Here is a 25,392-nt window from a genome sequence, read left to right on the forward strand (position 1 = left end):
CCATCTCCCCGCTCCCATAACCCAACCCCCGAAACCATAACGCTGCCCGATTTTGCTAGGATAAGAAATGTAACAAGAATATTTCTCAACAGTCGGATAATTCATGGGCAACGATACCATCACCTTACTCTCCTCCCGGGAAATTGAAAAAATGCGTCGAGCCGGACGATTAGCGGCTAAACTGTTAGACCATCTGGCAGAAATGGTTAAACCGGGGGTAAGTACCCTAGAAATCAATGACGAGGCAGAACGTTGGACTCGCGCCCATGGAGCCAAAAGTGCGCCCCTAGGATACCATGGCTTTCCTAAGTCCATCTGTACTAGCATTAACGAGGTTATCTGTCACGGCATCCCCAGTGCCGATCAAATCCTCAAAGACGGCGATATTATTAACATCGATGTCACCCCGATTTTAGAAGGTTATCACGGCGATACTTCGCAGACTTTCTTTGTCGGTACTCCCTCCCCCCTAGCTAAAAAGTTAGTGGAAGTGACCAGAGAATGTCTGCAAAGAGGCATAGATGCAGTGCAGCCGGGGGGGAAAATCGGCGATATCGGCGCGGCTATCCAAGAATACGCCGAAGGACAGGGATTTTCAGTGGTTAGAGATTTTGTCGGTCATGGTATCAGTAATGTTTTTCACACCGGTCCGCAGGTTCCCCACTACGGCATTCGCGGCAAAGGCAAAACAATTCGCCCCGGCATGGTATTCACTATTGAACCAATGATTAATGAGGGAACTTGGCAACATATTGTCTTAAAAGACGGTTGGACTGCTATTACTAAAGATGGTAAACTTTCGGCCCAATTTGAACACACCATCGCCGTCACCGAAACTGGTGTCGAAATTCTCACTGTACCCGATTAAATTTAGGGAACAGGGGATAGGGAATGGGAGAATGGGAGAATGGGGACATAGGGAAGTTTCAACTAATACCCCAAAACCCTATCTCCCCACTTCTATAATTCATAATTCCCAATTCATAATTCATAATTCCCACTGATAACTGAATATATGCAGTATCGTCGTTTCGGTCGCACTAATCTACAAATGCCGGTGTTTTCCTGTGGGGGAATGCGCTATCAATTTCAGTGGCAGGATTTGCCAATGTCGCAAATTCCCGACGAGAATCAAGGCAATTTAGAGGCAATCATCAATAAATCTCTAGAAGTGGGGATTAATCACATCGAAACCGCTAGGGGTTACGGCACTTCCGAGATGCAATTGGGCAAAATTTTGCCGCAACTACCGAGGGATAAGATTATCGTGCAGACGAAAGTTTCTCCTAGTCAAGATGTGCGGGAATTTCGCCGTAAATTTGAGCAATCCCTGCAATTTTTACGGTTAGATTATGTGGATTTGTTGGGTATCCATGGCATCAACACGGCTGAAATTCTCGATGACACTATGGCCGAGGGCGGTTGTTGGCAAGAGGCGAAAAAATTACAGCAACAGGGAAAAGTTCGTTTTATCGGTTTCTCCACCCATGCACCAACTGATGTAATTGTCAAGACTATTGCAACAAATTGTTACGATTACCTCAATCTGCACTGGTACTATATTTTTCAGAATAACTGGCTGGCCATAGAAGCGGCAAAACAGCACGATATGGGCGTTTTTATCATTAGTCCCTCCGATAAGGGCGGCCATCTCTACAATCCTCCCCCTAAGCTCGTCGCTCTCTGTTCTCCTCTCAGTCCGATGGTTTTTAATGACCTATTCTGTCTCAGTCATCCGGCCGTTCATACCCTGAGTATCGGTGCAGCGCAACCCACAGATTTTGATGAACACCTGAAAACTTTACCCTTACTCGATCGAGCCGAGGAGATTTTACCGGCAATTATCGAGAGATTGCAAGGAGAGATGATCAACTGTTTAGGCGATAATTGGGTAAAAACTTGGTCTGTGGGTTTACCTAGCTGGGAAAATACCCCCAATCACATCAATATTCCTTCTATCCTCTGGTTACGCAATCTCGCTATCGCCTACGATATGATCGACTTTGCCAAGGCCAGATACAATCTCTTGGGGAATGGGGGTCATTGGTTCCCCGGTCAACAGGCAAAAGAGGTGGAAAAACTCGATTTAACTGCCTGTTTAGTTGCTAGTCCCCATGCTGATAAAATTCCTTATCTTCTCGCCGAAACTCATCGATTATTGTCGGGAGAGACGGTACAACGCTTAAGCAGTAGTTAAAATTCGATGCCGGGTTGCGCTTTCACTCCCTGTTGACGAAAGGGATGTTTAATTAACTTCATTTCCGTGACTAAATCGGCTATCTCGATTAATTCGGGTAAAGCTCCTCTACCAGTGAGAATAACGTGACAATTAGCGGGTTTTCGGGCTAAACCAGCGATAACTTCCTGAATATCCAGATAACCGAATTTAAGGGCGATATTGATCTCATCGAGTAAAATTAATTTATATTGGGGATTTTCGAGAAAAGTTAGGGCTTTTTGCCATGCTTCTTGGGCTTTCTCTATATCTCTTTCTCTATCTTGAGTTTCCCAGGTGAAACCTTCCCCCATAGCATAAAACTCGATTTGTTCCCCCCAAACACTAAAAATCTTTTGTTCGGCAGGTTCCCAAGCACCTTTGATAAATTGTACCACCGCCACTTTGTAACCATGACCGAGGGAACGTAAAACCATACCGAGGGCTGCCGTGGTTTTTCCCTTGCCATCGCCAGTATTAACGATAATTAAACCTTTTTCAGCGATTTTTTCGGCTAAACGTTCCTCTTGGATTGCCTTGCGGCGCTGCATTTTTTCTTTGTATTGTTCGGGAGTGAGTTGCATTTTGGTCTATCCAGTCAAATCAAGATAATTGTAACTCAAGGGGTTATTGATGGCCGTTTATATATTTTAACCGGCTAAATTGTCTGGGGATTGATGCCTAATTCTCGTAATTTTGCCGCTAATCTTTCCTTAGCTTGTCGTTCTTGTTCTTTTTCTAAAAGAGCTTGTTCTTTTTCTAAAAGAGCCTGTTCTTTTGCCTGTCTTTCCTGTTCCTTTTCTAAAAAAATCTGTTCCTTTGCTTGTCTTTGCTGTAATTCAGCTTCTTGGGGAGTGGGAACCAATTGACCATCGACGGTAAAATAACGCAGTTTACGGTCAAATATGCCTAAATATAATCCTAACTCTTCACTCCATAGATAACCCTGCTCATTGGCAGAAATAGCTTGATATTGTCCCTCAATTAGTCTAAATCCTTGCAATTCTAACGTATTGGGATCGAACCAAAAATAATTAGGAGTGCGAAAAGTATTTTGGTAGAGAATTTTCTTTTTAGTGCGGTCAATATTGGCCGTAGAATCGGAGAGAATCTCGACGATTACATTGGGATATTTACCCTGTTCTCCCCAAACCACCCAACTTTTGCGGGGACGTTTTTCTGTATCTAAAACCACAAAAAAATCAGGACCACAGAAATCGCGCTTTTTCAGTTGTTCTTCGTTATAGTAGATAGTCAGATTACCAGAAGCGTAGTAATCGTTTTTCTCTTGCCATAATAATTCTAGACAACTGAGGAGAATTATGATCTGTTGCAGGTGTAAATCACTTTCCAAGGGTGGTTCATCACTCCATAAATCGGTGGGGGGACAGGTAACTTCTGGTAAAATGTCGAGAGTTGTCATAGTTTTTCCCCTGGCTGGGACATTTATCTAATTATAACAGCTATGAGAAATTATGAATTATGAATTATGAATTATAAATTATAAATTATGAATGGGGAATTATGAATGGGGAATTATAGATTATGGATTGTTTTGTTTGGTTTTGACAATGATGGTAGTTATGACAGCGATTATTTCTTGGGTTTCTTGGATGAGGGATTGAATGCGGTTTTTGGGAACTAACTCTGATTTTTCTAGTAATTGTAGCCAATACAGGCTTTCTCTTGCTTCTTTTTGAGAGATGCTCATTTTATGGATAAAATCAGCTTTACTTTGTCCCGACTGTGCTTCTTCGATATTAGCTCCAACAGAAGTCGCCGCTCTCAAATACTGTTTTCCCAATATCCAACCTGCACCATCTTTTCCTTCCTGCAAAAATTGATAAAGTTTAATCGCCCGCAGTGCATAATCAAAACAACGCTCCCGAATATCTATTGGCTTCTTCTCCTTCATAATTCCCAATCCCCCATTCATAATTCCCCCATTCATAATTCATAATTTATAATTCATAATTCCCAATCCCCCATTCATAATTCATAATTTATAATTCATAATTCCCAATCCCCCATTCATAATTCCCCCATTCATAATTCATAATTCATAATTCATAATTCCCAATCCCCAATCCCCCATTCATAATTCATAATTTATAATTCATAATTCATAATTTTAAGGAAGTCCCAGACAATAAAACGCCCCCCAGTAACGATAGTCCTGAAAAGGCACTGCATCGGGAGCAAAATCGTCAAGCCACTTGATCAATTCGCCGATTTTCTGATAATTGGCCCCAGCAGCATTGACGTTGGGATCCTTAGTTTGGCGCAGTTGTTGCCAAATCTGGAAAGCCTGCTGATAATCGGCTGTTAAACTGTCCCGCCAGTCTTTTTGGCGAGTCTCCCGCAACGCTTGACGAGCCTGATGTAGAGCCGTTAAACGTTCCTCTCCCGCCCGCCGTGCGCGGTGGTACTCCCGGGAAAACAGCGCCGTAGCTAGATCAGCCACAGCCCAATGACTACTGATCACAGCACGAGCGCCCGCCAACAGAAAGCCTGTACCCAAGCTGAGGGGTTCGTCCAGTAATTCCCGTCGCAGGTTTCCCTCTTGATCTCGGAAACTGGCAAAACTGAGACCGGTTTCACAACAGGAGAGAAACACTTCCAACAATTCGGGAAAACGCCACAGGGGACTAAGTAAATCCCGGAGGGTGACTTTTTGCTCTTCGGCTAGGAGGAGGTGGGAGTTGAGGGGATCATCGGGGCGGCTGGTGGCGTGGTGGCTGGAGAGCAGAGCCTGTACTTGTTTGAGCAATTGCAGATAAGAGTCGGGGGTGGCTGTGCGCCCCTGTAGCCGCCGTTGGCGAGGCACATTCCAGGTTTGGGCAACCCACTCACACTCTAGGGGAGTATAGGGCAAATCCTCTGTGGTGTTTTCCACAATCCCCAGGGTGTGGGGACTGGGTTGCGATCGCTCTCGGCACAGTCCGAGAATTTTCGTACTAGGGACAAACTGAAGGCGAAAGCGATCGCCCAGAAGTTGACCTTGGGCGGTGGGTAGAAGGTCGAAGGGAATTTGGTGCAGGAACAGGTGGGGAATCAGAATTAACTCAGTGATGCCCTGGAGGTGCTGTTGGATGAGGGTGTCGAATTGCAGGCGGGTTGCCAGTTCTTGCAGACGAGTGGCCATGGCTTGGTGCCACTCATGCCGACGCTGCTGGCGGGATTGGGCGGTCTCTGCTTGATTAATCTCAATGTAGGGGTTAACCCAGTTGTCGATCAGCCAGTCTTGCAGGTCGTTGGCGGACTCCGGGGGATTGGGAATAGTGTGGCAGTTGACCCCTTCCCCGCCATCCTGGGCGGGGCGACGCAGGACAAAGATGTGGGTATGGGTGGCGGTGGTGTAGAAGCTGAGGAGGGCAGTCTGGGGAGAAGGAAGCAGCGCCGTTAGTTCATCGAGTCGGGGTTGGGGTTGGGGTTGCTGAAGTTGGGCGGTGATGGCATCAAAGCGGTAGAGAGCATCCCAGGCTTGACGTTCAGCGGCTTCGGCGGCGTGGAGTTGTTCTGTGGCAAAGCTGGCGCGGGTGTTGCCGATGGGGGCGGGTTGGGGTTTCTGGGGGAATCCGGGCTGGTCGAGGGGGTTTTGACGGAGTTGGGATTGGATCTGACGGCTTTCCTTAACCTGCTGGTACCAGGCTTGGATCTCTGGGGGAATGCGCCCATCGGCGTAGAGGTCGCCCACAGCGATGAGGTCGGCGAGGCGTTTGGAGCGGGAACGTTCGACGGTTCGCAGCGCCAGGGAGAGGTCGCCTTGGTTAACGGCGGCTTGGATTAGGTTTTCATAAACGCCGATGGACTCGCGGACAATCTCTTGGCGAAGGGCTTCACTGGTTGCCCAGGCGCGGCTTTGTTCAACGGCTTCCACGGCGGCGGTGTAGCCTTCGATGGCAATGTCCCACCAACCCTGCTGGAAACCGATATCGCCTAAGTTGATCCCACTTTTCAGGGTGTCAGCAGGTAAGAGAGCGGGGTTGAGAAAGGAAAGTGCTTCTCGATAATTGGCGATCGCCAGTTCTAGGTTGGCTACCGGCTCTTGACCCAGTTGGGCTTGGATGCGGTAGGCATTGCCCAGATTATTGAGGGTTAGGGCTAAATCCCTTTCTAATCCCGGTTGGCGGTAAGTTGTGGTCGCTTCGGTGTGGGCGGCGATTGCCTGTTCTAGGTTGGCTACCGGGTCTTGACCCAGTTGGGCTTGGGTTCTGTAGGCATTGCCCAGATTAGTGAGAGTTCCGACTAGCTCCCCTTCTAATCCGGGTTGGCGGCAGATGGTGGTGGCTTCGGTGTAGGCGGCAATCGCCAGTTCTAGGTTGACCACCGGCTCTTGACCCAGTTCGGCTTGGGTGCTGTAGGCAATGCCCAGACCAGTGAGGGTTCCGGCTAGATCCCCTTCTAATCCGGGTTGGCGGCAGATGGTGGTGGCTTCGGTGTAGGCGGCGATCGCCCGTTCTAGGGACATTGGCTCTTTCTCCAGTTCGGCTTGCAAGCCGTAGGCACTACCCAGACCAATGAGGTTTGTGGCTAAATCCTTTTGGATGTAGTAGGCACTGCTCAGAGCAGTAAACTTTGTTTCTACCTCGCTTTCTAATCCGGGTTGGCGGAGGATGGTGGCGGCTTCGGTGTGGGTGGCGATCGCCCGTGCTAGGTTGGCTACTGGCTCTTTCCCCAGTTCGGCTTGGTTCCGGTAGGCTAGTCCCAGATCAGTGAGGGTTCGGGCTAACTCCCTTTTAAACCTATCTAATCCGAGTTGGCGGTAGATGGTGGCACAAACTTCGTATCCATAGACGGCAATGGCTAGGTTAATGCCCGGATTACCTTTAGGAAATCTATAAAAAGCCTCAGCAAGAGAATAGAGGAGTGGCCCCAGTAGGTAAATTCCCCCTGGACTGGCCTGTTCCCTGGTTTGATTTCCCCAAGCACGGAGGAGGTTAACTAAGTTTTCATCTAAGAGATGGAGGTTATTGTCAAGCAGGGGATAAATTGCTTGGCGGTTTCCGCCACTTTCTGCGATAGTTTGCAGTAGGGTTTGTAAAAAACTGCCGTAGGGGTCTTGGTTGTCTCTTGGCGGTTCTAAAAATTGCTCTAACTGTTGCGCCATATTCAGCAACCATCTCCCTTCATTGCTTTGTCCTTGCTGTTCTAAGAAGCCTGCATACTGCTTCATCACAGCGACTAAGCCTGCATCAACTAATTCCGTGTTAGCCTCTAATAGCGCTGGTTCCTGACCATTTTCGCACTGGAGGAGCGCTTGGATTAGGGTTAAGTAAGCTTCTATTCTTGCTTCGTTCATGATTGGTTTTAGTAGTTTTTAGTAGTTTTTAGTAGGGTGCGTTAGCGATAGCGTAACGCACCAAATAAATTAATGATAGATGTGGTGCGTTACGACGGATTGTTAGATGATTGAGTAGGGGCGAAGCATTCGGACAATAACCTATTACTGAAACCCTAGATTTCCTATCCGAATGCTTCGCCCGTACCCCGAATTTTTCTCTAGCAAACTCAATTCTAGTCTAATTATAGTAGGGTGCGCTCTTCGATAGCTTAACGCACTGCCCATAGCAGATTAATTAAAGATTTATCAAAAAAGAACTAACTTAGTCGATTTTGCTATAGAATGATAATAATTAGAGTTTATTATTCTGCTACGGGCTATGGGATCAATTGAGCAACTGACAGAAGAGATATTGTCCTTACCTAGTGTATCAAGGGCGCTGCTTGCAGATAAGTTGGTAGAAAGCTTAGAATTCGATACCGATTCAACAATTCAGGCAGTTTGGGTGACTGAAGCAAAAAGACGAAGAGGCGAGGTTCGGGATGGCTCTGTGCAGCCAATTTCGGGGGAAGAAGCTCTAGCTCAAGTTAGACGACTGATTGAGCCATGAGGTATGTATTTCACCCTGAAGCTCTCACTGAATATGCTGAAGCAGTTCAATACTATACAGGGCAACGGGTTGAGGTTGCACAGGCATTTATCAATGCTATCGAGGATACGGTTTATCGAATTAGAGCATCTCCTACTCATTATGTTGTTATTGATGATGCTGTCCGACGATGCATGGCACGCAGATTTCCCTATGCAATTCTCTATACAATCGAGCAAGACTACATTCTCATTTTGGCGGTTATGCATTGCAGCCGAGAACCTGGATACTGGAAAAGTCGTAGATAGTCGAAGTTCCCAGCAGCCTAACGGTGATTGATTTAATAACCCTGGATTGTCCGTAGGATGGTAATATCTAGAGTTTTTAGTAGGGTGCGCTCTTCGATAGCGTAACGCACCAAGTAGTAGTTAAATTAATGATAGGTGTGGTGCGTTACGACGGATTGTTAGATTTAAGTTTAAGCAAAGATTGTCGCCGTCTAACGCACCCTACATTTTACCATTCTACTGTTTCATATTTTTACAGTGGTGCGTTACGACGGATTGTTAGATTTAAGTTTAAGCAGAGATTGTCGCCGTCTAACGCACCCTACATTTTACCATTTGGGGATGGGGAGTGAGTGCGATTATCTGTAGTGCGATCATGGATTTTAAGCTATAATCAAAGATATTGATTTATCCCCTGAAATTATAATGTTATCCATTAATCTAGATCGAGAAACCGAAAACTATCTAGCAGACATCATTTCTGAAGAGAATATTAGCTCAGAAGAACTTCTCAAAAAACTCATTTACGAACATTGGCAAAGCTTAAAACCGCGTAAAACTTTATTACAACGCCGGGGAAGTCATCCTCAGCATCTTTTAGAAAATGCTCCACCTGATTTGTCATTGCGAGAAAACCGCAAAAAAGTAGTTGCAGAATATATACAAAACCATCATCAGCAACATCATTTATGACAAATTATCCCCCAAAAATTATTACAGATAGTAGTATTCTATTCGCCTATTACAGTTCCCAAGATAATTATCATCGGGCTGTCGTCAACTTTTTTGAACAATGTTCCAGCGACTTGATTACAACTGTTGCTTGTATAACAGAAGTAATGTATCTTTTAAGCCATAATTATCGAACACAAAATGAATTTTTAAGTGATTTATCCCACCAGCTTTATCAATGTATTCCCCTTTTACCACAGGATTTTGCCAGAATTATACAACTTAATGAACAATACGCTGACCTACCGGGAGATTTTGCAGATCTATCGTTAATAACTATTTCTGAAAGACTTAATATTTCTGCGATTATTACCTTAGATAGTGACTTTGATATTTATCGCCGTTATCGAAAAGAACCTTTTGAACGAATCTATTTATAACAATAAAATTTCAGGGCTATTTCATTCTAAAATGTGATGTCATCAAGGGGAAGCAACCCTTCATCTATATCAGGAAAATTGTCTGTAATGTCTGGCAAAGTAGTCAGCAAAGAAATTAGAGAACCGGAAGAAATCGGCTCAATGATTAAGCGATGACCTTCTTTGCGTAACAAAACCTCTGTACTTGATAGGGCAAGTTTAGGAGGAATAGTTAATACCTGCTCTTGTCCACTTGTTAGTAAAGAAACCTGACATAAGTTTTGCATCTATTGACCCCTTTGTTAATGATCGCTTTACTATTTTAACTTATTTATCTATCTCGTTCCCAGGTAAAACCTGGGAACCCTTGATTCAGGTTCTACCTGATAACTGTTTACTGATAACTGTTTACTGAAATTCCAGTTCTTCCTAAATACTACTTTAAGGCAGAGCCTTAGATATTATGTTTCAAGGCTCTGCCTTGGAACAAGAAATACCTAAAGGATAAGCAATATAGCCATCTGGGTGTTTTTCAACAATTATTTTAATGCTTTTCATAATTATTTTTTAAATAAATTTTCCCAATTCATCAAGCAAATCCATCGCCACCCCTAGCCAGTCCACCGCACCCTCTGAAGACAGCCCAGGCGTTGCTTCTCTTACCCCTTCTGGACGCGAGACTAAGGGTTTAAAATTCTCATGATTCTCGCTGGCCTTCTCTTCTAAAAACTCCTTTAATAGCGTCGGACGCTCATAGTCCTGCCGATAGTCCCAGACCCAGTTTAACACCGTGATTACCTCCGCTCGCTGTTCCGCTGACCAGCCTTGTTCATCACTATACCGCGCCGTGATTTGCTGACACTTTTCCCACCAACGATAAGCTTCCCACAGCGCCGATATAGGTTTCCTCATCGCCAAGGACACCGCACCGCCTTCTGGGAAATCCTGACGCAGATCCGAACTCAACAGAACCCCGGTTAACCAAGCTCCTCCTTCCCCTAACTCGACTAAAATATAGGCCAATGTTGCCGGATTTAGGTCAATTTCGACCCTAACTTGGCTTAAATCTAACGGTTCTTCACCAGAGTCTTGGGGAATCAATATAGCTTCTAGTTTACCTAGCTTGGGTAGTACCACTTGAGCATTATCAGCCGCCGCAGCATCTACCTCTATCCCATGCTCTTCTAGATAATCTGTCAGCACCGCCGCCGCTAAGGTGTTCTGGCGAAATTCCCCAAAGCTGGGATAGGGAACCCAAACAGAGTCGGCTAAATCTGTTTTAGGGTCTAAACCCGCAAGTTTAGCTAACTCAACTAGATCATCTGTATCTGCATTAGCAAGACGCAGGTACAGTTCTTCAACTTCTCGAATAAAATCTGCATCACTCATAACGTAATACCTGACGACTTAGATAGGGTTGGGTTTTATGCTTTAAAAATAACTTAGCTACTGCTAACTCAAATATGTTTAATTTGTGTCCAGAAATATCATCTTTAAATAAATTTTCTAAACCTGTAATCACAACCTGACGCATTTCAGGAGTAAATGTCGCTTCAACGCTCCAGGGAACACCCGCAATTAACATTTTACCCAGGGAATCCGCTAATTCCCCAATCAAAACAGGCTCACCTGTCCTATTCTCGAACACCCACACAGGCTGATTATTTGCTCCCTTATGACTAATTTGAGCTATTTTAAGCTGAAACTTATCTCCCCGGGACTCTTTCCGACGCTGTTCTCTAACTCCCTTTAAGCTTGCTTTCGATGAATCAGGAGTTACTGATCCTTCTAGTTGAGACTTGCTTTCCTGTTCTCCTCCTAACTGACGTTCAATCTCCAATTCCCTTGCTAAAATCTTTTTCAACGCCTCATTTCTCAACTCAGAAGGCATTTGGCCATTCTCCAGTTTTAAGCGTAACTCTCCCCCCCGCAAACCAAACTTAACCCGTCCAAAAGCAAAATCAAGCCACTGCTCATTAAAATTAAGCCGCACCGATAGGGAAAACGCCTCTGGTTCAGACTTTTTGAAACGGGACAAAAGATCCCTAGACTCAGACGCAACCGGCTCTCCCAAAATCTCTAGGTGCAGACATTCGGGACACTTATTATCATGTTCTGTCACGGCAATTGCCCTTGATTGCTTTGCCATCATCCTAGGACTTTCAAACCCTTAACTGTAATAATTGTACTGTATGTGGGGTTTGCGGCAAAAAGTTTATTGTTTTGCTAATAAAGTCCCAAAACCATTTTTTAGCAAAGCTGCTGCTGATATTCAGCCAGTCCTATTTACTTTTCCAGATTGCCTATCCCCAATTCATAATTCATAATTCATAATTTCTGAAGGATTGGATGATTGAAGCCTTCTGCAGCAAAAGAATATCTGTGATTGCCATCAAAACTGTTATATTATAGAAAAGTATTGCTGAGATTTTTCCTATGCCTCTAATTAAAATTCAAACTTCTGTCACCTCCCTCGATGATGAGACGGTTAATCAACTTTTGCAGAGTCTTTCGGCTAAATTAGCTAAACATCTGGGAAAACCGGAATCCTATGTGATGACAGCTTTAGAATCGGGGATAAAAATGACTTTTGCTGGCACTTTTGAGCCGGTGTGTTATGTGGAGATTAAAAGTGTTGGTTCTATTTCTGCCGCTCAAACTAAAAGCATGAGTAGTGATTTTTGTCAAGAAATTGAGGCTTATTTAGGAATACCGAAAAATCGCATTTATCTAGAATTTGCCGAGGCGAAAGGTTATCTTTGGGGATGGAATGGCAGTACTTTTGGTTAATTTATGCCAAAATTTGAGAAATAGGGCTTATTTTAACTCTCTGGTGAGGATTTTCGCCTGTTCAATCCAAGCTAACATCACCGCAATATCGGGACATAAATCCCGTCTTTGCAGATTAGCCACCTGAAAGCGGAGAATCTGTCGGTGCAATTGCTGAATTGATACCTGTGCCAATTGCGGGACGGAAGCAATACCGGCATGAACCAGCAAACCGCAGTATTGACAACCCACGGCGGGAATCGAGGCTAATTCCGCCATTGCCACCCACTTATTAATATGTTTAGCCTGAATTTGCATTCTTACTGCTAATTTTTCCTTACCCCATTGCGGACGAACTTTTTGCAAAAGTTGTGCGGTGGTGTCGATACCGCAATCCTTTAATTTTTGGCAATCTTGGTCACTTAACCCCGGCAAATATTCAATTAACCAGCTTTGCCTGTGGATAAGTTGCGATCGATTCATCGAAATTATTAACTATTGATAGGTAGATTATAGCAGTTATCCTCAGGCCCAGATTAGCTGGTCGATGTCTGGTGAGAATCGATCCCCCTAGCTTCGACATCTCCTTAAAAAAGGGGAAAAAGGAGGAATTGGATGTGTAGTTTTTATGAATTAGGGTTTGCTGAATAATGGTAAAACCCTTTTAAAATAAGGCTTTTGACCTGCTAAAATCCGATGTTCATGCTGCGAAAATAGGATTGGGATATTCAAAAACCTTAGACCTCTTGCATAAATCCGAAAACAAACGATAGAAACAATAATGGGAGGGACTTTCAGTTAATTATTTATTAGTAGTTGATAATCTTCAAAAATGTTGCTGTACAAGGATCGACTTAAGACTTTTGCAAGAGGTCTCTTGCATTATCATTCTTTGAGTACACAAACTGGTACAAAAAAAGAGGACAACAAAGCCTGAAACGACCGACTCCTGACTCCTGACTCCTAACCCCACCAACAAACTTTTTCAGCAAACCCGAATTATACACAGAAAAAAAGTTGATAGAACCAAAACGGTCTATCAACTCTTAAAGTTATCTATTCAAGAACTAAAAATTAACGTTCTTGAAAGACGATTTTTTTGTCCAGGGAAGGACGGTTATTCGACTTAGAGGGGTACTTACTACCACCACTGCGGGGAGTTTTATTAATCACCGGTTTGCTGCTCGTCGCTGCGGGAACTTCCCAATCGGTTTTCATCCACTGGGGACAATTTTGATCGTAGATCATTTGCAGGGCAGCAGCCGCGATCGCTTGGGGATCGTATTCTGCGCTTAAATCCCGCACTAAAGGCAAGAAAGAAGCCATCCGTTCCCCCGATAAAGCCTCTTTTAGCTGATTTTGCAGCTTGGTCAGGCGTTTTGCTTCCACTTCGGTGCGACTAGGAATGGGACTAGATTCCAGACGTTGACGCAAACGCTGTTCAATCTGACGTAATAAACGCCGATCGATCGGTTCTACTAAGGATATAGCAGTTCCCGTTTTACCGGCGCGGCCGGTGCGGCCAATGCGGTGAATATAGGTTTCGGCGTTATCTGGCAGATCATAGTTAATAACGTGGCTGAGATTTTCCACATCTAGACCGCGGGCCGCGATATCCGTGGCTACCACTAATTTAATTTTGCCCTCGCGGAAACGTTGCACCAGTCGTTCCCGTTGCACTTGGCTTAAGTTACCGTGGTATTCATCCACCGTTTGCCCTGCTTCTTGCAGTTTGCTGGTTAATTCGGCCGCGGTTTGCTTGGTGCGGACGAAAATAATCGCCGATTCTAGGGGTTCGATCTCTAACAGGGGTTGCAGGACTTTTAATTTCGTCCAACCGCGAGGGATCATATAAATTTTCTGTTCGATTTTAGCAGGAGCGGCCTGGGGTTGAGAAACCGTCACAGAAATGGGAGATTTCAAGAAATTAGCGATTAAATCGCGGATTTCCCGGGGCATAGTGGCCGAGAAACAGGCGGTTTGACGGGTGGAGGGGGATGCTTGCAGAATCTTTTTAACATCATCGATAAAACCCATACTGAGCATTTCGTCCGCTTCATCGAGGACTACCCAGTTTAGGGATTCGAGATGGAGTTTTTTGCGATCGAGCAGATCAATTACCCGACCAGGAGTCCCGACCACAATCTGGACACCTTTTTCCAGACTGCGGATCTGACGTTCCATGGATTGACCACCACAGACTGTCAGGATAAAGAGACGACGGTCATCAGAGAAATCTTTGATGGCGCTGGCCACCTGTTGGGCTAATTCCCGGGTGGGGGTGAGGATTAAAGCTTGAACGTTAGGATTTTTGGTGTCCATGCGTTCCAGTAAAGGCAGGGAATAGGCGGCGGTTTTGCCGGTTCCCGTTTGTGACATTCCTACCATGTCATGCCCTTCTAGAAGGAGAGGGATGGCTTTGGTTTGAATTTCCGTGGGGGTGGTGAATCCAAGCGTTTCTAGGTGTTGAAGACGGCTATCGGATAAACCTAAATTGTTGAAACCAGTGGTCATAGGGATTGTTTTGTGGGAATTAAATTAGAAAAATCGAAAAATTAGACTATTTCGCCGTAGAGATCGTAGGTATCGGCCGCAGTGATTCGGACCGGTACGATCGCACCTAGAATCGCCTCACCTGTCACATAAACCAAGCCATCCACTTCCGGAGAAAAACGAGCGGAACGCCCGATTAATTCTCCTGTTTCTGGGTTTTCCTGTTCGATGAGAACATCGACAGTTTGACCGATATAAGCTTGATTTTTGCGTTCCGAGATTGGTTGCTGAGTTAACATCAACCTTTCGCGGCGTTCGTCCATAATTGCCTGTGGCACTGGATCGGGCAGGTCAAAAGCGGCTGTACCTTCTTCGGCGGAGAAGGTAAACACCCCGACGTGATCGAACTCATGACGCTTGACAAATTCCAGCAGATGGCTGAAATGTTCCTCGGTTTCTCCGGGGAAACCGACGATAAAAGTCGTTCGTAAAACCGCGTTCGGGATAGCTTGCTTGAGCCGCTCGATAATGCCATCGTTGACTCGTCCTTGCCAGGGACGGTTCATCGCCCGCAGGATGTCGGGATGGGAATGCTGTAGCGGCAAGTCTAGATAGGGTAAAACATTCGGGGTCTCTCGGATCGCTTCGATAACCTTTGGCGTTAACCCGGTCGGGTAAGCGTAGTGAACGCGAATCCAAGGTATATCGACTTCTGCCAGCGCTCGCAAGAGTTCCGCTAATTTGGGTTCGCCATATAAGTCTAACCCATAATTGGTTGTTATTTGCGAAATGAGAATTAATTCTTGGACTCCTTGGCTGGCTAATTGTCGCGCTTCCTTGACAATGGACTCGATCGAACGGGATCTTTGATCGCCGCGCAGGTGGGGAATAATACAGAAGGCACAGCGATAATCGCAGCCTTCGGCCACCCGCAGATAGGCGACTCCCTCGGTAGTGGTGCGATAACGGGGCAGATTTTCATCGGCGATAAAAGTGGGATCGGCGCTGACTTCTTTGACTCGTTCTCCCGTCTCTACCCGTTCCACGATCTCGACAATTTTCTGATAATCCCCCGTGCCGACAATGGCCACGGCTTCCGGCAATTCCGTCAGGAGTTCATCTTGGAAATGTTGGGCCATACAGCCGGAGATAATAATTTTTTTATTAGCTTCCGCCAGTTCCACGAGGGTGCGAACGGATTCTTCTCTAGCTGCTTGAATGAAACTACAGGTATTAACGATAACGTAATCGGCCAACTCCTCGTCATTATCTACGGGATAGCCGGCCTTGGCCAGCAGTCCTAACATATGCTCGGAGTCGATCCGGTTTTTCTCACAGCCTAGATGTGAGATGGCGATGGTTGGCTTATTGCCCATGCGATCGAGTATCAACCAAATCTTAAACTTATTTAATGTTAAGACATTTTAACGGATTCCGGACTTGATAAAATCATTAGCAGTTAAAATAATTTCCCCCCGTGGAACCGTGGGTAGGCCTTCACCCTGTTAAAATGGGTGAGCGGTGCCTGGTTGGGGACGCTAAGAGTAGTGGACGCTGTGAACTTAATTGCAACTTTCAAGACAAAAAACCCGATTATTGGCGTGGTTCATCTCGCCCCCCTGCCCACTTCCCCCCGTTGGGGTGGTAGTCTCAAGACGGTGATCGAGCGGGCTGAACAGGAGGCGACGGCTTTGGCTGCTGGTGGTGTTGATGGTTTGATTATCGAGAATTTTTTTGATGCCCCCTTTACTAAGCAACAGGTGGATCCCGCCGTGGTTAGTGCCATGACGTTAATTGTTGATCGCATTAAAAATCTGGTGGTCTTACCGATTGGTCTTAATGTTCTCCGCAATGATGCCCATAGTGCCTTGGCGATTGCTACCTGTGTCAATGCCCAATTTATTCGGGTTAATGTGCTAACGGGGGTTATGGCCACCGATCAGGGCATTATTGAGGGTCAGGCCCACGAACTCCTGCGTTATCGCCGCGAATTGGGGTCTGAGGTCAAAATTTTAGCGGATGTTTTGGTTAAACACGCCCGCCCCTTGGGAACCCCTAATCTGACTACGGCGGTGCAAGATACGATCGAACGGGGACTAGCAGACGGCGTGATCCTCTCCGGTTGGTCCACCGGTAGCCCCCCCAGTTTTGAGGATTTGGAACTGGCAGTGGCAGCGGCCAAGGGAACACCGGTTTTTATCGGCAGCGGGGCTGATTTGGACAATATCGGGCGGTTGCTGCCAGCTGCCGATGGGGTGATCGTGGCTAGTTCCCTCAAGCGTCATGGCAAAATTACTGAACCGGTGGATCCGATCCGGGTGTCGCAATTTGTGGAAACGGCCCGACAGATCAACGATCAAAAGGCAAAAATTAATAATTCTCTGCCTTCTTTGCCTCTGTCCACATAACCCCTTGCTAGAATGGCGGATAGTTATCGGCCGTGGTGCGATCCTAAGTTTTTGGGAATTAAAAACGTCCTAATTAACACAATATCGTTACGGAATTTTTCCCTTCAACAAAGTACATTTAGCTCTGCCTCCTGACTCCTAACTCCTGAATTCTGCTGTAATTTAATCTAAATAATATTATGCGTCGTCGTTCTGTACCTTGGATTCATCGCTACTCCCGGCCCCTAATTGGGGGCGTTTCGATCGTGGGGGCGATTCTGACCGGCTATTTAACCATTACCAAACTGACGGGAGGGACTGCAGCCTGTACCGCCGGGGCTAGTGATGGGGCTGGTTGTACTGGTGTTCTTAATAGTCCCTACGCTACGGTTTTCGGGCTGCCCTTGAGTTTGTTCGGTTTTTTGGCCTATATTGCCATGGCGGTTTTTGCCCTCAGTCCTCTATTTATTAATGGGGAAACCCAGAAAAATCTCCGCAAAAGTTTAGAAAATAATACTTGGTTATTGCTGTTAGCGGGGGCGACGGCGATGGCGGTATTTAGTGGTTATTTAATGTATATTCTCGCCACGGAATTAAAGGAACTGTGTCCCTACTGCATCACTTCGGCTTTGTTCGCTTTAACTTTATTAATTCTCACAATTGTCGGGCGCGAATGGGAAGGTTTAGGACAAATTATACTGCCGATGGTTGTAGTGGCCATGGTTACTTTGGTGGGAACTTTAGCGGTTTATGCGGGAGTAAATTCCCCGACGGTGACAGGAGGAAAAGAAGAAATTACCCAGCCAATGACAGCTGCTACACCTCCCTACGGTTGGGAAGTAACCACGGTTTCGGGAGAGGCAGAAATCGCCTTAGCTAAACATTTAAAAGCAATTGGTGCGAAAGAATACGGGGCTTTTTGGTGTCCCCACTGTTACGATCAAAAACAGTTATTTGGTAAAGAAGCGGGAGAAATCCTCAAAAAAGAAAGGGTTTATATCGAATGCGATCCCCAAGGGGTTAATGGTAATCCCCAAGCTTGTCGCGATGCCGGAATTAAAGGTTTCCCCACTTGGATTATTAAGGGTCAAGAATATTCGGGAACCCAAAGATTAGAGAAATTAGCGGAGGTTTCTGGTTATACCGGCCCGATGAATTTTAAATATACAGTTCCGGGGCGCAAGTAGGAAAGGGTTAAAAGTTATACTGAAGGCTGAACAAGGTTCAGCCTTTATTGTTGTCTATTATCTCGATGTCGTTATAGCTGGTGTCTAATTACTATTTGTTGACATTACCACCAGCGGCAATTAAATTAATAGTTTTAAGCAAAAAGTAAACAATCCCAACCCAGCAACTAACTCTAATGAGCTATTTATACTCTTATCGCCATAACTTGACCCAATTATTAGAACAAATTAATTTACATAAACCTTCGATCAAAATTCCTACCTTTGTTACTCATGACTTGGTAGATACTTATCAAATTTGTCGTCTAATTGATGATTTCATTTATGAAACTATCCTCAATAAGTTAAAGATGACAGTCAGGAAAATCGAAAAAGAACTTTATAGCGTTTCCTGTTCGCAAGAGGTACATTATCGATGTTGAAAAGCTTAATCAGCAAAGGTTAAACTGTACCACACAGGGGTGAGAACTGCTACATTAAGTTTAGCTACTTTGATTTATAATCAAGATGTAGATAGGTTGCTAATTATCGGTTATGACTCAGGTAAATCTACAAAAAGCCGCTAATATTCTCGGTGTAACTACCGCAGAAATACTAACATGGCAAAAGAAAAAATTAATCAAAGGTCAGAAAATCAATCAAGTTGATTGGTTATTTGATCTCGAGCAATTAACCAATCTTAAAAATAACCAATCCCCGGGAGAATTGAGAATTTTACAAACTTTTGAGCCAACTAATTACACGGTTATCGAATTATTTGCTGGCTGTGGTGGTATGGCTTTAGGTTTAGAAAATGCAGGACTAAAAACACAATTACTGGTGGAAATCAACCAAGATTGTGTTAATACTTTAAGACTAAATCGACCGCAATGGAATGTTATAAATCAAGACATAAAAAAGATTAAATTTTCTGATTTTAGAGACAAAATAGATATTGTAGCTGGAGGTTTTCCCTGCCAACCTTTTAGTTATGCTGGGTTAGGGAAAGGATTAGAAGATTTGAGAGGGAGCTTATTTTTTGAATTTGCTCGTTGTTTACAGGAAGTGCAACCTAAAATCGCTATGGCCGAAAATGTTCGAGGATTATTAAGCAATAAAAAAGGAGAAACCCTGCAATTAATCCTGCAAGCTTTACAGGAAATCGGTTATTATGCGGCTTATCAAGTTTTATCAGCCCAATTTCTCGATGTTCCCCAAAAAAGAGAAAGATTAATTATTATCGCCACCCGTCAAGACCTAAATATTAAACCCATTTTTCCCCAATATAAAAACTATACTATCTCTCTGAAAAAAGCCCTAGAGAATTGTCCAAGTTCTCCAGGAGTAGAATATAAAGAAAGAAAAAAAGAGATTATGTCCTTAGTTCCCGCAGGAGGAAATTGGCGGAATTTGCCGATGGATATTCAAAAAGAATATATGAAAAATAGTCTCAAAAATCACGGCGGACGGACAGGATATGCTAAAAGATTATCTTGGGATGAACCAGCTTTAACTATTACCTGTAGTCCGGCACAAACCCAAACAGAAAGATGCCATCCCCAAGAAACTCGTCCTTTGACTGTGAGAGAATATGCACGAGTGCAGTCCTTTCCCGATGATTGGCAATTTACCGGTAATTTAACCTCTCAATATCGACAGATTGGTAACGCGGTTCCTGTTAATATGGCTTATCATCTTGGTGGCTGTTTAATTAATATGTTGCAAGGGGATTATCTGGGAGAAACACAGCCAAAAACTGAACAGTTAAGCATTCCGAGATTAGAAGTTCATTAATTTTGACTAAAAGTAAATAGCCGCCCCTAAAACTCCTAAATCTCGGACGATTTTACTCTCCGATCGATAGAAAGTATTGTTGATATTCAATATCGCTTTTTCTTCCTGCATCGCTCATCTCATAATTAGCACTCGATCGCTTCTTTTTTTCTTTTCACGATTCCCTAGGAGCGAAAAGAGTCAACCACTGCCAAAACCAATCAGACATCAAGATAGAAGATAAATCTAAAGAAAGTGTAAAATTAGCAGAAATTGCCGATTTTTTTAGTATTTTTTCTCTGAAAAGCTGATAGTTTCTCCTTGAGAACGGCAAATTGAAGATAAAAAAATGGTTCTTCGGTTTGTGTTATGCAATGGACGGAGGTTATAAGAAATGGAATCCTTATTTAGAAAGGCATTTGGCGATTTTTATCAATTGTTTTTGATCTAGAGCGAACTAATCAATTAAGTCTCTTGCCAGATAAAGATTTAGTCAATTTATGCCCCCCTATCGAACCATACCAAGTAACGAAGAACCAAAAAAATAACTATTTTTTAATATCTCATAACAGTTTAATCCGGTTTGATAGGAGAGATAACCGAAAAGCAAAATCATTCAACCTTGATATAGAGATGAAAAAGTATCTAGCAGAGTTCATCGGGACGTTTTGGCTCGTTCTTGGTGGTTGCGGTAGTGCCGTTTTAGCGGCAGTATTTGTGGGTAAAGCCAAGAGTGTCGTAGATGGTGCTGATTTTAATATCCATCTGGGGATTTCTTTTGTGGGTGTCTCCCTCGCCTTCGGTTTAACGGTTCTTACCCTTGCCTACGCTTTCGGGCATATTTCGGGGGGACATTTTAATCCCGCCGTTTCCTTCGGTCTCTGGGCAGGTAAACGCTTCCCCGGTTCGGAACTACTTCCCTACATCATCGCTCAAGTTTTAGGGGCGATTTTAGCGGCGGTAATTATCTACATTATTGCCAGTGGTCAACCCAGTTTCGCCTTGGGAGGCAGTAATCCTCTGGCCACCAATGGTTACGGAGAACATTCTCCCGGTGGTTACAGTTTATTCGCCGCTTTGGTGACGGAAGTGGTCTTGACCTTCATGTTCTTAATTATCATTTTAGGCTCTACCGATCGACGCGCCCCGGCCGGTTTTGCTCCCATCGCTATTGGTTTAGGATTAACCTTAATTCACTTAATTAGCATTCCCGTGACCAATACCTCCGTTAACCCCGCTCGTAGTACCGGTGTTGCTCTTTTATGCGGTAATATGGCTCTCGTTGGTCAATTATGGTTATTCTGGATTGCTCCCATTGTTGGGGCCGTGGCTGCGGGTTTCCTCTACAATAGTTTCTTTGAAGAAACTTTAGAAGAAAGACAAGTTAGAGAAGATGTGGAAAGTTACCGCTAAAGTTTGATTGCTTAAAGAGTCAAGTGCTGATAGCGATTTCTCTGGGGTCGCTATTTTTTTCGTCCCCACCAACAAAATTGAGCAGCGCTCGTCGTCCCTGCTCACCTCGATCGAGTAAAGTAATCTCTAGATAATTTTCCGGCAAAAAAGTTAAACGTTCTGACCATTCGATCGCCACTATCCCTAAATCCACCTCGATTCCCTGCCAATAATTTTCTAGGTACAGCGCCTCAATATCTTGACCCTGCAAACGATACAAATCCAAATGATACAAAGGAAGGCGTCCTTCGCTATACTCGTTAACGAGGGTGAAGGTAGGACTAGCTATAGGCCCTTGAATGCCCAATCCTAGGCCAATTCCCTGTACTAAGGTGGTTTTTCCCGCTCCTAAATCGCCTTTTAATAAAATTACACTGCCAGGGACTAGGGTTTGCCCCAGTTTTTCCCCTAAATTGACAGTAGCTTCTCGATCGGGTAAGTCGATAATCATTTTTTCCGCTAGGATGCCAATTAATCACTGATTCTAATATGAGTAGGTAGGCGTTAAAAGTTATCAGATGCCTCCCTTATTAAGAGCGGATCCCCCCGCCTACCGGCACCCCCCTTATCAAGGGGGGCAGGGGGGATCAGCACCCCCCTTATCAAGAGGGGCAGGGGGGATCAGCACCCCCTTTATCAAAAGGGGATCGAACCTAAAATCCATTTTTAATTTAATTATAACCAGCTACTTAGCGATCAGAGCAGCTTTCTGACCTCCTTGGCTCTGGGGGGCTAAATCTGGTCTTTTGATCGAGAAAAATAGAAGCAGTTAAACTCATCTCTTATCTCTTAGTCTTGCCTTTGGTCAAATGGTCGCTATCAGGACAGAGATAAGCGATCGGCGAAACCTTCTGGTAGATTAGACTAAATGGGAGTTGGTTAACTGCTCTTATAAAATTGATTGTTCCCTAACCATCAGCATTGTCTAGGGTCGAAGGGAATAAAACAACCGAAGTTTAGGACTTTAAGCCAGAAGTTAAGAAAAAAAGTGAAATTATTATTTTTGAGTAATGGCCACGGTGAAGATGAGATCGCAATCCGGATTATTAAAAGACTGCAATCATCTCCCCACTGTCCGGATATTACTGCTTTACCCCTAGTGGGTAACGGTTATGCTTATACTCGTCTGGGGATTCCCCTTCTCGATCAAGGTCAAAAAATGCCCTCTGGGGGTTTTATCACTAGCGATGTCAAACAATTATGGCGAGATCTACGAGAGGGATTATTAGGATTAACCTCCCGTCAATACCGTCTGGTCAGAAATTGGGGCCGAGAAGGGGGAAAAATTGTCGCGGTGGGAGATATCTTACCCCTGGCCCTTGCTTGGTTGAGCGAGACAGATTATGCTTTTGTGGGAACGGCTAAATCGGAATACTATCTCCGGGATGAGCAGGGATGGTTAGATAGTAGCTCGATAATCGATCGCCTCTGGGGTTCCTACTATTATCCCTGGGAACGCTGGTTAATGGCTCATCCTCGCTGTCGGGGGGTTTTTCCCCGGGATAGTTTAACTAGCAAAATTTTACAACATTGGTCAATTCCCGTTGTCGATGGGGGTAATCCGATGATGGATGACCTTTTACCCTCGATAACGGGCGATTTTCCCCAAGATTGCCTAAATATTCTGCTGCTACCCGGTTCGCGCTTTCCCGAATCTCTCCACAATTGGCAGCAAATTCTCGCAGCTGTGGCGGCCATGATCGGACGTTTTCCCGATTACAAGCTGGAATTTTTGGCGGCGATCGCTCCTGCTCTCCCCCTAGAATCTTTTACGGCTGCTTTAATTTCCCAGAGTTGGCGAGAACTTAGCACAAATAAGTTTATTTGTCAAGAGGTATTTATAACTATTTCTCAAAGGGATTACGCCGAATATTTAGGCCGTTGCCATCTAGCGATCGCCATGGCGGGAACTGCCACGGAACAGTTCGTCGGTTTGGGTAAACCGGCGATCACGATTGCGGGATCTGGACCACAATTTACTCCCCATTTTGCCAAACTGCAACAGCGTTTATTAGGCTGTTCAATTCTCTTAAGCGATAGTGCCGAGTCAGTGGCGGACAAGTTAGAATATTTATTACAAAATCCCCCAAAGTGGCAAGAAATCGCCGTTAATGGTCGTCAGAGAATGGGATCGGCCGGTGCCTCCGATCGCATTGCCCAATGGTTACTAGACAATTTTTGCCCTTAAATGAAAGTATCGGTCTGATTTTCGCCGCTAGTGGGCCTCTCAAAAATAGTTTCTAGGGCGATTTTTTGGGCGCTTGGTTGTTGTCCGTAGCTGAAAAGATAGGGAATGTCTCCGCTTTGTTGACGAAACCACTGGAAAACGTAGGGACTACCATAAACAATCAATGCTTGAATTTGTCCAGTTTTCAGCAAAGCTTGATAGATAGCTTTCGTTTCCTCCCCTAATCCGGCACTACCCCGAAAAGGATTACCACGGATAAATACTTGTAGGAGAGTCGTTTCTGGGGAGACGAGGGACTGATTAAAGGTGCTACGGTCGATTATTTGGGTTTGATAACCCCATTGTCGGGGAATTGTCACCGCCGGACAAGAGCGATCGAGAAAGTCACAATTGAGTAAATCATCGATAATGATTAAATTGCGGCCTTGAGTGGCTTTAATCGGTAAATTACCGCTAACTGTTTGGGAATCTTTTAAAATATCGCTGACAATCTCTAGAGCTTGCGGTGCCGCTAAACTGCTTAAGGATTCTAAGGATGGCTGTCCTTGCCCTAATTTCTCTTTTGCTCGTTGAATACGCTGCCAAGAATCATTAATTCTGGCTTCGCTAATTGTACCCGCTTGCACGGCACTATACACCGCTTCGATCGCTTCGATCGGATCGGGTGGCATTAACAGTATATCGGCCCCCGCCTGTACCGCCCTCACTGCTAGGGCGGCAGCACTAGCAATTTTGGTCACTCCTCCCATAATCAGGGCATCGGTGACGATTAAACCCTGAAAACCGAGATTTTGGCGCAGTTTTTCCCCGAGAATTTTCGAGGAAAGAGTGGCGGGAAATTCGGCATCCCAAGCGGGAATTAACAGATGGCCTGACATAATACTATCAACCCCTGACTCGATCGCCGCTTGAAAAGGCGGCAATTCGATCGCTTCTAGGCGATCATGATCGTGGTTGATGATGGGAAGATCGAGATGGGAGTCATTGCTGGTGTCACCGTGGCCGGGAAAATGTTTGGCCGTGGTCAAAACTGGATAGGAATTAGCCCCTAAAATAAAAGCTTGAGCTAGATTAGCGACGATTTCGGGAGTTTCAGCGAAGGAACGAATATTGATAACCGGATTGTCGGGATTATTGTTCACATCGACAATTGGGGCTAAAATCCAGTTAATCCCGATCGCTAGGGCCTCCTTAGCGGTAATTGCTCCCATTTCCCTAGCATATTCTGTGGCTTTTGTCAAGCTTTTTTCGGCTATTTTTCCTAAAGCCATCGGGGGGGGAAACCAAGTAGCACCGGAAAACCTTTGGCCGACTCCCTCCTCGATATCGGCAGCGATGAGGAGAGGATTATCCCCGGACCAACTTTGTAATTGTTGGCTACGGAGAGCGATTTCGGCGGCGCTGCCTCCTAAGAGAATCACCCCACCGAGGTGGAGGGTTTCTAACCAATGTTTTAGGGTAGCGTTGACAGGTTCCCAAGCAGGATAGCGGATTTGTTGGTCAAAGAGATAGCCGGAAGCGCGGACTACTATCATCTGACCAATACGTTCTTTTAGGGATAAAATGCGATCGTTCACTATTTAGTTATCAGGAGACAGGAGACAGGAGACAGGAGATTATTTTTATTTGTTCTCCCCATACCCCAATTCATAATTCATAATTCATAATTCCCCCACTTCCCCATCACCCCACACCCTG

At 44.9% G+C, this 25,392-nt stretch carries 25 protein-coding genes and 1 pseudogene; 13 read left to right on the forward strand and 13 right to left on the reverse strand.

From position 1 onward, the window contains the following. Window positions 1–103: 103 nt before the first annotated feature. The gene (map, locus tag IQ234_RS11400) at window positions 104–868 is read left to right on the forward strand and encodes a type I methionyl aminopeptidase (protein WP_110580349.1); all 765 of its coding nucleotides are present in this window, start codon (window positions 104–106) and stop codon (window positions 866–868) included. A gap of 147 nt (window positions 869–1,015) precedes the next feature. Next, complete coding sequence (locus tag IQ234_RS11405; protein ID WP_193957168.1) at window positions 1,016–2,197, forward strand: aldo/keto reductase; 1,182 nt, start codon at window positions 1,016–1,018, stop codon at window positions 2,195–2,197. Here the strand turns inward: IQ234_RS11405 and cobO are convergent. The 4 genes from cobO to IQ234_RS21175 form a co-directional block, all read right to left on the reverse strand. Then, the gene (gene cobO / locus IQ234_RS11410; protein ID WP_002767649.1) at window positions 2,194–2,799 is read right to left on the reverse strand and encodes a cob(I)yrinic acid a,c-diamide adenosyltransferase; all 606 of its coding nucleotides are present in this window, start codon (window positions 2,797–2,799) and stop codon (window positions 2,194–2,196) included. The two genes, IQ234_RS11405 and cobO, sit on opposite strands and share 4 nt — an antisense overlap. Window positions 2,800–2,873: 74 nt before the next feature. Further along, a complete protein-coding gene (locus IQ234_RS11415) occupies window positions 2,874–3,638 on the reverse strand; it encodes a Uma2 family endonuclease (RefSeq protein WP_193957169.1) in 765 nt (254 codons plus the stop codon). A gap of 120 nt (window positions 3,639–3,758) precedes the next feature. Continuing rightward, entirely contained in the window at window positions 3,759–4,166 is a 408-nt protein-coding gene (locus tag IQ234_RS11420) for a four helix bundle protein (protein WP_228008481.1), read from the reverse strand. A 180-nt stretch (window positions 4,167–4,346) separates the two neighbouring features. Next, entirely contained in the window at window positions 4,347–7,517 is a 3,171-nt protein-coding gene (locus IQ234_RS21175; protein ID WP_228008482.1) for a CHAT domain-containing protein, read from the reverse strand. 361 nt (window positions 7,518–7,878) lie between these two features. On the opposite strand from IQ234_RS21175, the gene IQ234_RS11430 reads away from it, so the two are divergent. The 4 genes from IQ234_RS11430 to IQ234_RS11445 all read left to right on the forward strand — a co-directional run bounded on the left by IQ234_RS11430 (window position 7,879) and on the right by IQ234_RS11445 (window position 9,487). Continuing rightward, window positions 7,879–8,109 carry an addiction module protein gene (locus IQ234_RS11430; protein ID WP_002753232.1) on the forward strand — a complete coding sequence of 77 codons (231 nt, stop codon included), beginning with the start codon at window positions 7,879–7,881 and terminating at the stop codon, window positions 8,107–8,109. Next, a complete protein-coding gene (locus IQ234_RS11435; protein ID WP_036400794.1) occupies window positions 8,106–8,396 on the forward strand; it encodes a type II toxin-antitoxin system RelE/ParE family toxin in 291 nt (96 codons plus the stop codon). The genes IQ234_RS11430 and IQ234_RS11435 overlap by 4 nt, the downstream gene beginning before the upstream one ends. Before the next feature lie 405 nt (window positions 8,397–8,801). After that, the gene (locus IQ234_RS11440; RefSeq protein WP_193957170.1) at window positions 8,802–9,068 is read left to right on the forward strand and encodes a hypothetical protein; all 267 of its coding nucleotides are present in this window, start codon (window positions 8,802–8,804) and stop codon (window positions 9,066–9,068) included. Further along, window positions 9,065–9,487, forward strand: coding sequence for a type II toxin-antitoxin system VapC family toxin (locus IQ234_RS11445; RefSeq protein ID WP_046661766.1), 423 nt, complete (start codon window positions 9,065–9,067; stop codon window positions 9,485–9,487). Before IQ234_RS11440 ends, IQ234_RS11445 begins: the two co-directional genes overlap by 4 nt. A 26-nt stretch (window positions 9,488–9,513) precedes the next feature. On the opposite strand, the gene IQ234_RS11450 is transcribed toward IQ234_RS11445, so the two are convergent. The 4 genes and pseudogenes from IQ234_RS11450 to IQ234_RS11460 form a co-directional block, all read right to left on the reverse strand. Next, complete coding sequence (locus IQ234_RS11450) at window positions 9,514–9,753, reverse strand: antitoxin (RefSeq protein WP_193957171.1); 240 nt, start codon at window positions 9,751–9,753, stop codon at window positions 9,514–9,516. A 205-nt stretch (window positions 9,754–9,958) separates the two neighbouring features. Further along, window positions 9,959–10,024: pseudogene (locus IQ234_RS21805) on the reverse strand (type II toxin-antitoxin system HicB family antitoxin); the annotation flags it as partial. Between the two features lie 9 nt (window positions 10,025–10,033). Beyond that, the gene (locus IQ234_RS11455) at window positions 10,034–10,855 is read right to left on the reverse strand and encodes a hypothetical protein (protein WP_193957172.1); all 822 of its coding nucleotides are present in this window, start codon (window positions 10,853–10,855) and stop codon (window positions 10,034–10,036) included. Further along, window positions 10,848–11,615, reverse strand: a complete 768-nt coding sequence (locus IQ234_RS11460) for a hypothetical protein (protein WP_193957185.1) — start codon at window positions 11,613–11,615, stop codon at window positions 10,848–10,850. Before IQ234_RS11460 ends, IQ234_RS11455 begins: the two co-directional genes overlap by 8 nt. 287 nt (window positions 11,616–11,902) lie before the next feature. Between IQ234_RS11460 and IQ234_RS11465 the strand changes: the two genes are divergently transcribed. Then, the gene (locus tag IQ234_RS11465) at window positions 11,903–12,256 is read left to right on the forward strand and encodes a phenylpyruvate tautomerase MIF-related protein (protein WP_193957173.1); all 354 of its coding nucleotides are present in this window, start codon (window positions 11,903–11,905) and stop codon (window positions 12,254–12,256) included. Window positions 12,257–12,283: 27 nt separating this feature from the next. Here IQ234_RS11465 and IQ234_RS11470 read toward each other — a convergent pair whose 3' ends face one another. The 3 genes from IQ234_RS11470 to rimO form a co-directional block, all read right to left on the reverse strand. Continuing rightward, entirely contained in the window at window positions 12,284–12,718 is a 435-nt protein-coding gene (locus IQ234_RS11470; protein WP_193957174.1) for a DUF4332 domain-containing protein, read from the reverse strand. Window positions 12,719–13,309: 591 nt separating this feature from the next. Continuing rightward, on the reverse strand, window positions 13,310–14,749 hold the full coding sequence (locus IQ234_RS11475; RefSeq protein ID WP_193957175.1) for a DEAD/DEAH box helicase: 1,440 nt from the start codon (window positions 14,747–14,749) through the stop codon (window positions 13,310–13,312). A 41-nt stretch (window positions 14,750–14,790) separates the two neighbouring features. Then, the gene (rimO, locus tag IQ234_RS11480; RefSeq protein ID WP_193957176.1) at window positions 14,791–16,104 is read right to left on the reverse strand and encodes a 30S ribosomal protein S12 methylthiotransferase RimO; all 1,314 of its coding nucleotides are present in this window, start codon (window positions 16,102–16,104) and stop codon (window positions 14,791–14,793) included. 180 nt (window positions 16,105–16,284) lie between these two features. Here rimO and btpA point away from each other — a divergent pair, with 180 nt between their 5' ends. From btpA to aqpZ, 5 genes are all read left to right on the forward strand, one after another. Beyond that, on the forward strand, window positions 16,285–17,136 hold the full coding sequence (btpA, locus tag IQ234_RS11485) for a photosystem I biogenesis protein BtpA (RefSeq protein WP_002776905.1): 852 nt from the start codon (window positions 16,285–16,287) through the stop codon (window positions 17,134–17,136). Between the two features lie 179 nt (window positions 17,137–17,315). Next, window positions 17,316–18,302 carry a vitamin K epoxide reductase family protein gene (locus tag IQ234_RS11490; RefSeq protein ID WP_193957177.1) on the forward strand — a complete coding sequence of 329 codons (987 nt, stop codon included), beginning with the start codon at window positions 17,316–17,318 and terminating at the stop codon, window positions 18,300–18,302. A gap of 176 nt (window positions 18,303–18,478) precedes the next feature. Continuing rightward, a complete protein-coding gene (locus tag IQ234_RS11495) occupies window positions 18,479–18,724 on the forward strand; it encodes a hypothetical protein (protein WP_193957186.1) in 246 nt (81 codons plus the stop codon). Window positions 18,725–18,836: 112 nt separating this feature from the next. Continuing rightward, window positions 18,837–20,075 carry a DNA cytosine methyltransferase gene (locus IQ234_RS11500; RefSeq protein ID WP_193957178.1) on the forward strand — a complete coding sequence of 413 codons (1,239 nt, stop codon included), beginning with the start codon at window positions 18,837–18,839 and terminating at the stop codon, window positions 20,073–20,075. Between the two features lie 612 nt (window positions 20,076–20,687). Beyond that, window positions 20,688–21,467 (forward strand): aquaporin Z, encoded by a 780-nt coding sequence (gene aqpZ, locus IQ234_RS11505; protein ID WP_193957179.1) that lies wholly within the window; start codon window positions 20,688–20,690, stop codon window positions 21,465–21,467. Window positions 21,468–21,486: 19 nt separating this feature from the next. Here the strand turns inward: aqpZ and tsaE are convergent, their stop codons facing one another. Further along, window positions 21,487–21,957 (reverse strand): tRNA (adenosine(37)-N6)-threonylcarbamoyltransferase complex ATPase subunit type 1 TsaE, encoded by a 471-nt coding sequence (gene tsaE / locus IQ234_RS11510; RefSeq protein ID WP_193957180.1) that lies wholly within the window; start codon window positions 21,955–21,957, stop codon window positions 21,487–21,489. 537 nt (window positions 21,958–22,494) lie between these two features. On the opposite strand from tsaE, the gene IQ234_RS11515 reads away from it, so the two are divergent. Beyond that, a complete protein-coding gene (locus IQ234_RS11515; protein WP_193957181.1) occupies window positions 22,495–23,694 on the forward strand; it encodes a lipid-A-disaccharide synthase-related protein in 1,200 nt (399 codons plus the stop codon). Here IQ234_RS11515 and IQ234_RS11520 read toward each other — a convergent pair. Further along, on the reverse strand, window positions 23,691–25,271 hold the full coding sequence (locus IQ234_RS11520) for a glycoside hydrolase family 3 N-terminal domain-containing protein (protein ID WP_193957182.1): 1,581 nt from the start codon (window positions 25,269–25,271) through the stop codon (window positions 23,691–23,693). The genes IQ234_RS11515 and IQ234_RS11520 overlap by 4 nt on opposite strands. Between the last annotated feature and the right edge of the window lie 121 nt (window positions 25,272–25,392).

The sequence above is a fragment of the Microcystis aeruginosa LEGE 91341 genome, assembly GCF_015206885.1.
In the GTDB taxonomy this organism is placed as follows: domain Bacteria; phylum Cyanobacteriota; class Cyanobacteriia; order Cyanobacteriales; family Microcystaceae; genus Microcystis; species Microcystis aeruginosa_H.

Excerpts from the sequence above, each read along its gene's own strand:
- map (WP_110580349.1), top strand. The coding sequence starts at position 104 with ATGGGCAACGATACCATCACCTTACTCTCCTCCCGGGAAATTGAAAAA.
- IQ234_RS11405 (WP_193957168.1), top strand. The coding sequence starts at position 1,016 with ATGCAGTATCGTCGTTTCGGTCGCACTAATCTACAAATGCCGGTGTTT.
- cobO (WP_002767649.1), bottom strand. The coding sequence starts at position 2,799 with ATGCAACTCACTCCCGAACAATACAAAGAAAAAATGCAGCGCCGCAAG.
- IQ234_RS11415 (WP_193957169.1), bottom strand. The coding sequence starts at position 3,638 with ATGACAACTCTCGACATTTTACCAGAAGTTACCTGTCCCCCCACCGAT.
- IQ234_RS11420 (WP_228008481.1), bottom strand. The coding sequence starts at position 4,166 with ATGAATGGGGGAATTATGAATGGGGGATTGGGAATTATGAAGGAGAAG.
- IQ234_RS21175 (WP_228008482.1), bottom strand. The coding sequence starts at position 7,517 with ATGAACGAAGCAAGAATAGAAGCTTACTTAACCCTAATCCAAGCGCTC.
- IQ234_RS11430 (WP_002753232.1), top strand. The coding sequence starts at position 7,879 with ATGGGATCAATTGAGCAACTGACAGAAGAGATATTGTCCTTACCTAGT.
- IQ234_RS11435 (WP_036400794.1), top strand. The coding sequence starts at position 8,106 with ATGAGGTATGTATTTCACCCTGAAGCTCTCACTGAATATGCTGAAGCA.
- IQ234_RS11440 (WP_193957170.1), top strand. The coding sequence starts at position 8,802 with ATGTTATCCATTAATCTAGATCGAGAAACCGAAAACTATCTAGCAGAC.
- IQ234_RS11445 (WP_046661766.1), top strand. The coding sequence starts at position 9,065 with ATGACAAATTATCCCCCAAAAATTATTACAGATAGTAGTATTCTATTC.
- IQ234_RS11450 (WP_193957171.1), bottom strand. The coding sequence starts at position 9,753 with ATGCAAAACTTATGTCAGGTTTCTTTACTAACAAGTGGACAAGAGCAG.
- IQ234_RS11455 (WP_193957172.1), bottom strand. The coding sequence starts at position 10,855 with ATGAGTGATGCAGATTTTATTCGAGAAGTTGAAGAACTGTACCTGCGT.
- IQ234_RS11460 (WP_193957185.1), bottom strand. The coding sequence starts at position 11,615 with ATGGCAAAGCAATCAAGGGCAATTGCCGTGACAGAACATGATAATAAG.
- IQ234_RS11465 (WP_193957173.1), top strand. The coding sequence starts at position 11,903 with ATGCCTCTAATTAAAATTCAAACTTCTGTCACCTCCCTCGATGATGAG.
- IQ234_RS11470 (WP_193957174.1), bottom strand. The coding sequence starts at position 12,718 with ATGAATCGATCGCAACTTATCCACAGGCAAAGCTGGTTAATTGAATAT.
- IQ234_RS11475 (WP_193957175.1), bottom strand. The coding sequence starts at position 14,749 with ATGACCACTGGTTTCAACAATTTAGGTTTATCCGATAGCCGTCTTCAA.
- rimO (WP_193957176.1), bottom strand. The coding sequence starts at position 16,104 with ATGGGCAATAAGCCAACCATCGCCATCTCACATCTAGGCTGTGAGAAA.
- IQ234_RS11490 (WP_193957177.1), top strand. The coding sequence starts at position 17,316 with ATGCGTCGTCGTTCTGTACCTTGGATTCATCGCTACTCCCGGCCCCTA.
- IQ234_RS11495 (WP_193957186.1), top strand. The coding sequence starts at position 18,479 with ATGAGCTATTTATACTCTTATCGCCATAACTTGACCCAATTATTAGAA.
- IQ234_RS11500 (WP_193957178.1), top strand. The coding sequence starts at position 18,837 with ATGACTCAGGTAAATCTACAAAAAGCCGCTAATATTCTCGGTGTAACT.
- aqpZ (WP_193957179.1), top strand. The coding sequence starts at position 20,688 with ATGAAAAAGTATCTAGCAGAGTTCATCGGGACGTTTTGGCTCGTTCTT.
- tsaE (WP_193957180.1), bottom strand. The coding sequence starts at position 21,957 with ATGATTATCGACTTACCCGATCGAGAAGCTACTGTCAATTTAGGGGAA.